The following is an 8,752-nucleotide window of genomic DNA, read 5'->3' as shown; positions in this document are numbered from 1 at the left end:
CGGAAGCGACATTTAAAACAATTAAAACGGAATTTGTAAAAGGCCAACGTTTCAACTCAACGGCTGAGTTACAACGCGCTTTTTCGGCTTATGCCTATTGGTATAATCATAAACGATTACATTCTTCGTTAGGCTACTTGCCTCCCGTTGAATTTAAAAAACACTTACCCCTTAATTTTTTTGTTTGAAAATGTGTTGCCATTCCACTTTATATGATTGCTAACACAGCGACAATCGGTATTTTGGCTCTTTATTTTAACTTTGTTGTTGGTTATGAACTAACTAAAATCGAAGCAGAAGAAACAGGCCTTAAAGTTAATGCTCTTAATGGTGCGATGTTATCTGTTTTTGCCTTTTTCATGACTTTGCCTGAACTGATCATGCAAAATGGGGTTATTACCTTACTTAATGATCAAAATAATTTAGTCTTTAATGGACTACGCTTACAACCCTTTATCTTTCGCTTGGGTACATCAGGTATATTTATTGCAATAGTTATGGCCATTGTGGCAACTAACCTCTATTTTTTATGTGTTAGACGAAATTGGGTTGTAAAAATGCCTGAAACAGTGCCATTAGGTGTTTCGCGATCTTTTACCGCACTGATCCCAACTTTTGTAATTGCCTTTTTTGTGATCATTGTTAATGGTATTTTCATCTATTTTGGTACTGATATTTTCAATATTATAGCTGTACCGTTTGCTTTTGTAACCAATCTTACCAAAAGCTGGTTGGGTATTATGGTTATCCTATTTTTAATCCATGCGCTATGGGTGGTTGGGATCCATGGTGCCAGTATTATTGGAGCATTTATTACCCCTATTATGTTAACTAATATGACTGAAAATACAGCGGGAGCACATATTCCTTTTGCTGGTGAATTTAATAATTCACTCGTGATTTTAGGGGGATCAGGTTCTACTTTATTAATGACATTTTTTATTGCGTTTTTTGCTAAGTCTAGCCAACTAAAAATCTTAGGGCGAGCATCTGCAGTACCTGCAATATTCAATATCAACGAACCAGTTATTTTTGGTATGCCGATTGTATACAATCCTTATTTAGCTCTCCCTTTTTTCTTAGCACCTATGGCTTGCGGAACATTAGGTTATTTGGCTATTAATACTGGTTTTATTCATCCAATCATCGCATTAATTCCATGGCCATCCCCAATGGGATTAGGGGCATTTATTAGTACTGGCGGTGATTATAAAGCGGCTATTGTTGCCATATTCTCGGCTATTTTAGCTTTGCTAATCTATATTCCTTTTGTCAAATTATATGACAATAAATTGTATAAAGATGAGCAAGGTAAGTCAGAAAACCAAATTCAAACAGCTTAATTTTTTATATAAGGGCGTATACATTTCATTAAAGATTACGCTCTTTTTTAGCTAAAATCATAAATATCAATTATGCTTATTTTCTCTGAGATTTAAGAAATCATCCCTACTAAATTCACTACTGTTTTATACTCAAATTTATACTCAAACGTAGTGTTTCCTGAAAGTTTTTAACAAAAATCAGTTTTATTTAGACGGAGAATATTTTATTCGCTAACTGTGTTAAGAAAATACATCATTGTTGATATTTTCAGTTAATTTTGTAAAAAATTTTTTACACCAAACGAAAGTATTTTTTAAAACTTCTAGATGAAATTTTATAACAAATTTTAATTATCATCGATTGCATTTCACATTTAATCATCAGTCTCTATTGAGTAAATTATAATTGCGTTAATTATTTTTTAGTTCTAGTAATCTTTGCTACTCCATTAAAATGGTAAATTAGAGTAAATATGTACTATATAACTGATCAATATTCGATCAGTATTTTTGTTTTCTATGCTATATTGATGGTTACCCTTAACTTATTGTTGCATGATCTATTAATGCGCTTTATGTATTTGGGGATTATGTGGGTACGATAAATGATACTTTAATTTGGAGGTACAAAATGTTTTCTCTTAAACGTAAATTGATAAAGTATTGCTACTTTATGGTATTTTTACTGATAAGCCAACAAGTACTAGCTGTCGAAAACGTAACACAAAAATTAACAGCTGCCGCAGTTGCTTCGCCCGATTATTATGGTGCAAAGGCAGCCGAAGAAGTGCTCGAAAAAGGTGGAAATGCAGCCGATGCTGCGGTGGCCACCGCATTTGCTCTTGCTGTTACTTATCCTGAAGCGGGTAATATTGGTGGGGGTGGTTTTATGACTCTTTGGATGGACGGTAAGCCTTATTTTATTGATTATCGTGAAGTTGCACCAAGTAAAGCTGATAAAGATATGTATCTTGATGATCATAAAAATGTGATTCCTAATTTGAGTTTATATTCTTACAAAGCATCGGGAGTGCCTGGAACTGTTGCTGGTATGTGGGCGGTTCATCAGCGTTTTGGTAAATTACCTTGGAAAGAGGTTATAGCACCAGCTATTCGATTTGCCAATGAAGGATTTGTTGTAGACAAACAACTAGTTAAACGTTATCAAGAGGCACAAGAACTTGCGCCTGCTAATGGTCACTTTAAGCAATACTTTGGTTCAATGCAAGAAGGGAAAATATTTAAACAACCTGAGCTTGGTAAAGTTTTAGATCGTATTGCCCAGCAAGGTAGCGATGGATTTTATAAAGGTGAAACGGCTAAATTAATTGCACAACAGATGAAGAAAAATGAAGGTTTAATTACTGAAAATGATTTAGCAAATTATAAGGTTAAATGGCGAGATCCTTTAATTGCTAACTGGCATGATATGCAGATTGTTACTGCTCCACCGCCAAGCTCAGGAGGTGTTGGTTTAATTCAATTATTATTAATGAAACAATATTTAGCGAATGATTTCAAAGAGGTAAAAGTAAATTCAGCGCAATATATTCACTTGTTAGCAGAAATAGAAAAACGTGTTTTTGCCGATCGAGCCGAATATATGGGAGATCCTGATTTTATCTCTGTACCTGTCACTGAATTGATTGATACTAATTATTTAGCGCAGAGAGCGAAACAAGTTAATCCAAAAGCGATTTCGATTACTGAAAAAGTTAAACCAGGTTTAGATAATAATCGTGAAAAGTTACAAACTACACATTTTTCGATTGTGGATAAATGGGGCAATGCCGCATCGAATACTTATACACTTAATGGTTGGTTTGGATCTGCTGTTGTAATAGAAGGCACTGGTATCATTCTAAATAATGAAATGGATGATTTTAGTAGTAAACCAGGTGTTGCTAATCAATTTGGTGTCGTGAGCAAAGATGCTAATGCAATAGAACCAAATAAACGTCCTTTATCTTCTATGACACCAAGTATTTTTATTAAAGATAACAAAGTTGCAATGGTCATTGGTACACCAGGTGGTTCAAGGATTTTTACTTCAATCTTTCAAGTTGTGACAAATGTTTTTGATAATCATATGTCATTAAAAGCGGCAATGGATGCTCCGCGTTATCATCATCAACTATTACCAGCGAATCTTATCTTTATTGAGCGTTTTCAAAATAAAGTGCCAGAAAAGTTAAAAGATAAACTTAAACAGATGGGTTATCATTTTAAACAGCAAGATTTTAGCGGTGATATTCAAGCCATAAAAATTACCGACAATAAACCCGAAGCCGTATCAGATATTCGAGGTCGAGGTAAATCAATTATTGTGAAATAGATAATAAAAGACCCGCCATAATGACGGGTCTTTTTGTATTTATTGTTGGATAATTATTCAGGAATAATATCAATAATAAGTTTAGCAAATGCTTCGCTGTGTACTTGGAAGAACACTTCATGTTCACCAGTAGTACGCAGTACACCATTTGGTAAGCGAACTTCGCTTTTTGATACTTGAATACCACGAGCTTTAACAGCATCAGCGATATCACGAGTACCGATTGAACCAAATAATTTGCCTTCATCACCGGCTTTAGAAGTAATAGTTACTTTACCAAGTGCATTGATTTGAGCAACACGCTCTTCAGCTGCTTTCAATGTTTCTGCAAGCTTAGCTTCTAATTCAGCACGACGAGCTTCAAAGAATTCGATATTCTTTTTAGTTGCTGATACAGCTTTACCTTGTGGAATTAAAAAGTTACGTGCGTAACCTGCTTTAACATTAACTTGATCACCTAAGCTGCCTAAATTAGCAACTTTATCGAGTAGAATAATTTGCATTATATGTTCCCTCTGTTGCTAATTACTGATGATTATCAGTATATGGTAATAATGCCAAGTAACGAGCGCGTTTGATTGCGCGAGCTAATTGACGTTGATATTTTGCGCTAGTACCAGTGATACGGCTTGGTACGATTTTACCACTTTCTGTGATATAGCTTTTTAATAAAGAAACATCTTTATAATCAATTTCTTTAACGCCTTCTGCAGTAAAACGGCAGAATTTGCGACGACGGAAATAACGTGCCATTTGGCTATTCTCCTAATAGTTTAACTTGGTCAGCATGTAAAACAAGTTGGCTTGTTTGGTTGCGTTTAGTATGTGTGCTTATAAAGCCACTAACTAAAACTTTGCTGCCTTTTTTTATGTAACTTAGCTCTTGTTGTCCACTAACAATCACAGGCATTATGCACCATGCTTGTCTTGTAAGTTCTGCTTCGATTTGTTTAGAAACATGTTCTAAATAAAATTGACAATGCGAGATCCCACTTGGACTGATTTTTCGTATCGGAGTTTTTTTTACAATACCCGATAACATTAAACGATTATTCGTCGGAATCATCGTCCATGGTTACTTCGTTAAAATCTTCTTCAGAACTACGACGTTCATCTTTGGCTTTTAACATAGGTGAAGCTTCAGTTACAGCGTGTTTTGTGCGCATAATTAAACTGCGAATTACTGCATCATTGAAACGGAAGCTATCTTCAAGCTCGTTAACAGCTTCTTGAGTTGCTTCAACATTCATTAACACGTAATGTGCTTTGTGCAGTTTTTCGATAGGATAGGCTAATTGACGACGACCCCAATCTTCTAAACGATGGATTTTGCCACCATCAGTGGTTAACGTACCAGTATAACGTTCAATCATACTAGGTACTTGTTCACTCTGATCTGGGTGAACCATAAATACTATTTCGTAATGACGCATTATCGCTCCCTACGGATTAATCAGCTTTCTGTCGGGGCAACCGCAACCCATTGAAAGCAAGGAACATGAAAAATAGGCGGTTAAAATCGACGAGGCATTATATATCAAGTTATTGGGTTTGACAAATGAATATGCCAAGATTCTTTGTAAGACAGTGTCACTTTTAGTTGATAGGAAGTATCTGTTTTTATGACTGTTTTTTATGAAATTCTTTTGAAAAACGTCAAAAAAAAGCAGGAAAAACTTCAATGAAATCAATACCTTTCCTGACCGATTTTTGTGGTTGTAAAAATGCATTTTAAAATGTAACGATTTCTATACATTTTTGTTATCAAAATATGCTATGCTTATGAGTACCTATCATTTTTACTTATAGACGTATGTATAAAAGGAGTGTTTGATGGTTCAGGAAACTATTTTTAGCAAAATCATTCGAAAAGAAATCCCAGCTGATATTGTTTTTCAGGACGATAAGGTGACAGCATTTCGTGATATTTCTCCTCAAGCGCCGACTCATGTGTTGATTATCCCAAATAAACTAATTCCAACCGTTAATGATATTAAGGAAGAAGATGAAACCATTATTGGGCATATGATGGTTGTTGCTGCCAAAATTGCAAAACAAGAAGGTATTGATGAAAGTGGATATCGTTTAATCATGAATTGTAATAAAGATGCAGGGCAAGAAGTTTTTCATCTTCATATGCATTTATTAGGCGGTAAAAATTTAGGTAGATTAATAGGTTAATCATGATATGAAACAGATCAAGCGCATATTTGTTACAAGTTCACTGGTTTTTGCTTTAACGGGGTGTCACCTTATTAGTAATACCCAAAAAGTTGAGGTGAAACCACCTGTAGATGTTACTCAGCCTGATGATACTGGTATGATTGAAATGCCTCCTGAAATTGCTAAACAGACTGATTGGAATTCGGTATTATCACCATTTATCAGTAAATTAGTGAGTTCGTCATCTTTAGACTCAGATAATAAGTTGATTTTAATTAGCGATATCCAAAACCGTAGTGGTGATTATTTTGCCAATAATAAAATTGCTGATGCATTGCATCAATTAATGCACAAACAAAATACATTCACTGTAGTTGATCAACAAGCGATAATCCAAGCTAAACAATCACTGGGTATTTCGGCTGATGATAAGCTTGTGTCACGAGGTAAGATGATTGGTTTAGCTAAGTCGATGAATGCAAATTATGTCCTTTTTACAACAATTTATAAAGTGCCAAGCGAAAGTACTGATGCCGATTTAGCTATGGAATTACTTTCAACGAAAAGTGGCGAAATATTAATTAGAGTTGCGTCGAAAGATTTTCCAAAACCGTCTGATAGCAATAGTAATGCACAATCAAAACAAATTGGAGATAATCAATAATGGGGCCGTTGTTGATTGATGTTGATGGTTTAGCATTAACTGAAGAAGATAAAAAACTGTTGCAAAATCCGTTGATTGCAGGGGTGATTTTATTTAGTCGTAATTATCAAGATCAAGCTCAATTGATGGCATTGATAAAACAGATTCGAGCTGCCTCTTCACAGCGTTTATTAATTTCGGTCGATCATGAAGGTGGGCGAGTTCAGCGATTTAGAGAGGGGTTTACGGCAATTCCTCCTGCGCAATCGTTTGCGGCACTTAATAACCTTGAGCAAGCAAAGTCTTTGGCTTTTGATGCCGGTTGGGTTCTTGCTATGGAACTTATTGCTTTTGATATCGATCTTAGCTATGCGCCCGTTTTAGATTTAGGTCACGATTGTCTTGCTATCGGTACACGTTCTTTTCATCAAGATGTCGATATTGCTTATCAAGTTGCTTCCGCTATGATTGATGGTATGCATGCTGCAGGTATGAAAACTACAGGCAAGCATTTTCCTGGGCATGGTCATGTGATTGCTGATTCACATAAAGAAACGCCTGTAGATCATCGCGAAAAGTCGCTTATTGAACTTGATATGCAAATTTTTGCCAAATTGATTGCGGATAAAAAACTTGATGCAATCATGCCTGCTCATGTTATCTATCCTGCTTTTAATAATAAACCTGCTAGCGGTTCGCCATATTGGCTTAAAACAGTGCTTCGTGAGCAATTACATTTTGATGGTGTAATCTTTTCTGATGATTTATCAATGGAAGGTGCTTCAGTAATGGGGAATCATGCTGAGCGAGCCCAAGCTGCGTTAGCTGCTGGTTGTGATCTGCTTTTGGCTTGTAATAATAGACAAGGGACATTAGCTATTTTAGACCAATTAGCAGCATTAGATAAGATTCATTCCTTAACATCAGATAAAGCAAAATGTTTATTAACCAATACAAAAATCACCTATGTAGAATTAACAAAAAGTTCTGAGTGGCAACATCGTCGTGATAATTTATTAAAACTTAATGAAAAGTGGACAGAGTATGCAAGCAGCAATCATTGAAATGGATAATGACCAACTTCTGGTTGCCTATAATCATGTAGCTAGAGCACTATTTGCTCAAAACGATTTAGTATTAAATCAACCCTTTAATTATAAAAAGGTCTTCAATCTTGATAATACAATAAATATAGATGGACAAGATGATACGATTATTGTGTTAAATTCTCAGCACGTTTTATTGCAAAAAGTGATGGAATCATCTAAAACAATATTTATTTTACAACCAATTGAGTATTTAAAAAAAAGGTTATCAAAAATAAAGGTTGTTGGTTCTCAAGCTTTTGATATTTTTGCCAGCCAAAGTTTAGTCATGCAAAAACTTATCGCTCAAGCTAAAGCATTCTCAATGCAAAGAGAACCATTGCTTATCTCTGGCGAAACTGGTACAGGTAAAGATTTACTTGCTAATGCTTGCCATCAATACAGTTCTCGTGGCGATCAGGCTTTTCTAGCTTTAAATTGTGCAGCTATGCCTGATGAGGTTGTTGAAAGTGAATTATACGGGCATGCAGCTGGCGCTTATCCTGGCGCTATTGAGGGTAAAAAAGGCTTTTTTGAACAAGCCAACGGTGGCTCAGTATTGCTTGATGGCATTGATGAGATGTCTTTTCAAATGCAAACTAAATTATTACGTTTTATCAATGATGGCTATTTCCGCCGTGTGGGTGATGATAATGAAGTTTATGTCGATGTTAGAATTATTTGTGCAACAAAAGTCGATTTAGCTGATTTGGTTGAACAAGGTAAATTTAGAAAAGATCTTTATTATAGGCTGAATGTATTATCGCTTAATCTACCTTCTTTACAAGAACGCAAAGATGATATAACTCAACTTACGCATATTTTTGTAAATGAATATGCCAATAAACAAGGCATCATACCACCAACAATTGACGATAATGTTATTGATAATTTGACCCGTTACTCATGGCCAGGTAATGTAAGGCAACTTAAAAACATACTTTATTCGGCATTAGCGCAATTGACCTCGCCTAGGTTAACGGTCAAAGACATTGTGTTACCGACTCCAATCACATCGCAATTATCGTGGGTCAACAATATTGAAAATAAAACTCTTGATGAAATAACTAAACAGTTTGAAAAAGAGATCTTATTAAAATTATATGATCAATACCCAAGCTCAAGAAAGCTGGCCAAAAGATTAGGTGTGTCGCATACAGCGATTGCAAATAAGTTGCGGGATTATGGGATAGGGCGGTAA

10 protein-coding genes and 1 pseudogene are annotated in these 8,752 nt (G+C 35.3%); 7 read left to right on the top strand and 4 right to left on the bottom strand.

Annotated elements, in window-relative coordinates:
* The 3 genes and pseudogenes from B9N71_RS07015 to ggt all read left to right on the top strand — a co-directional run.
* Nucleotides 1-188 (top strand): IS3 family transposase (locus tag B9N71_RS07015; RefSeq protein ID WP_143421972.1); only part of this gene is annotated, 188 nt, incomplete at its 5' end.
* Between the two features lie 18 nt (nt 189-206).
* Nucleotides 207-1,343, top strand: a pseudogene (gene celB / locus B9N71_RS07010) (PTS cellobiose transporter subunit IIC); the annotation flags it as partial.
* Nucleotides 1,344-1,998: 655 nt separating this feature from the next.
* On the top strand, nt 1,999-3,660 hold the full coding sequence (gene ggt / locus B9N71_RS07005; protein ID WP_370738306.1) for a gamma-glutamyltransferase: 1,662 nt from the start codon (nt 1,999-2,001) through the stop codon (nt 3,658-3,660).
* A 53-nt stretch (nt 3,661-3,713) separates the two neighbouring features.
* Here the strand turns inward: ggt and rplI are convergent, their stop codons facing one another.
* From rplI to rpsF, 4 genes are read right to left on the bottom strand one after another with little or no spacing between them, the layout of a single operon-like run.
* A complete protein-coding gene (rplI, locus tag B9N71_RS07000) occupies nt 3,714-4,163 on the bottom strand; it encodes a 50S ribosomal protein L9 (RefSeq protein ID WP_085165048.1) in 450 nt (149 codons plus the stop codon).
* A 22-nt stretch (nt 4,164-4,185) separates the two neighbouring features.
* The gene (gene rpsR / locus B9N71_RS06995; protein ID WP_025314965.1) at nt 4,186-4,413 is read right to left on the bottom strand and encodes a 30S ribosomal protein S18; all 228 of its coding nucleotides are present in this window, start codon (nt 4,411-4,413) and stop codon (nt 4,186-4,188) included.
* Between the two features lie 4 nt (nt 4,414-4,417).
* Complete coding sequence (gene priB, locus B9N71_RS06990) at nt 4,418-4,726, bottom strand: primosomal replication protein N (protein ID WP_065560729.1); 309 nt, start codon at nt 4,724-4,726, stop codon at nt 4,418-4,420.
* Complete coding sequence (gene rpsF, locus B9N71_RS06985; RefSeq protein WP_065590872.1) at nt 4,710-5,093, bottom strand: 30S ribosomal protein S6; 384 nt, start codon at nt 5,091-5,093, stop codon at nt 4,710-4,712. The genes priB and rpsF overlap by 17 nt, the downstream gene beginning before the upstream one ends.
* Before the next feature lie 400 nt (nt 5,094-5,493).
* Between rpsF and B9N71_RS06980 the strand changes: the two genes are divergently transcribed.
* The 4 genes from B9N71_RS06980 to B9N71_RS06965 are packed head-to-tail and all read left to right on the top strand — an operon-like array spanning nt 5,494 to nt 8,752.
* A complete protein-coding gene (locus tag B9N71_RS06980) occupies nt 5,494-5,841 on the top strand; it encodes an HIT domain-containing protein (protein WP_065590873.1) in 348 nt (115 codons plus the stop codon).
* A 7-nt stretch (nt 5,842-5,848) separates the two neighbouring features.
* Nucleotides 5,849-6,487, top strand: coding sequence for an LpoB-related protein (locus tag B9N71_RS06975; RefSeq protein ID WP_085165046.1), 639 nt, complete (start codon nt 5,849-5,851; stop codon nt 6,485-6,487).
* On the top strand, nt 6,487-7,530 hold the full coding sequence (gene nagZ, locus B9N71_RS06970) for a beta-N-acetylhexosaminidase (RefSeq protein WP_085165044.1): 1,044 nt from the start codon (nt 6,487-6,489) through the stop codon (nt 7,528-7,530). The genes B9N71_RS06975 and nagZ overlap by 1 nt, the downstream gene beginning before the upstream one ends.
* Entirely contained in the window at nt 7,511-8,752 is a 1,242-nt protein-coding gene (locus B9N71_RS06965; RefSeq protein ID WP_208610460.1) for a sigma 54-interacting transcriptional regulator, read from the top strand. Before nagZ ends, B9N71_RS06965 begins: the two co-directional genes overlap by 20 nt.

This window comes from Gilliamella bombi, from assembly GCF_900103255.1.
In the GTDB taxonomy this organism is placed as follows: domain Bacteria; phylum Pseudomonadota; class Gammaproteobacteria; order Enterobacterales; family Orbaceae; genus Gilliamella; species Gilliamella bombi.
This window is presented reverse-complemented; position numbering and strand designations above follow the sequence as displayed.

Excerpts from the sequence above, each read along its gene's own strand:
- ggt (WP_370738306.1), top strand. The coding sequence starts at position 1,999 with ATGGTATTTTTACTGATAAGCCAACAAGTACTAGCTGTCGAAAACGTA.
- rplI (WP_085165048.1), bottom strand. The coding sequence starts at position 4,163 with ATGCAAATTATTCTACTCGATAAAGTTGCTAATTTAGGCAGCTTAGGT.
- rpsR (WP_025314965.1), bottom strand. The coding sequence starts at position 4,413 with ATGGCACGTTATTTCCGTCGTCGCAAATTCTGCCGTTTTACTGCAGAA.
- priB (WP_065560729.1), bottom strand. The coding sequence starts at position 4,726 with ATGATTCCGACGAATAATCGTTTAATGTTATCGGGTATTGTAAAAAAA.
- rpsF (WP_065590872.1), bottom strand. The coding sequence starts at position 5,093 with ATGCGTCATTACGAAATAGTATTTATGGTTCACCCAGATCAGAGTGAA.
- B9N71_RS06980 (WP_065590873.1), top strand. The coding sequence starts at position 5,494 with ATGGTTCAGGAAACTATTTTTAGCAAAATCATTCGAAAAGAAATCCCA.
- B9N71_RS06975 (WP_085165046.1), top strand. The coding sequence starts at position 5,849 with ATGAAACAGATCAAGCGCATATTTGTTACAAGTTCACTGGTTTTTGCT.
- nagZ (WP_085165044.1), top strand. The coding sequence starts at position 6,487 with ATGGGGCCGTTGTTGATTGATGTTGATGGTTTAGCATTAACTGAAGAA.
- B9N71_RS06965 (WP_208610460.1), top strand. The coding sequence starts at position 7,511 with ATGCAAGCAGCAATCATTGAAATGGATAATGACCAACTTCTGGTTGCC.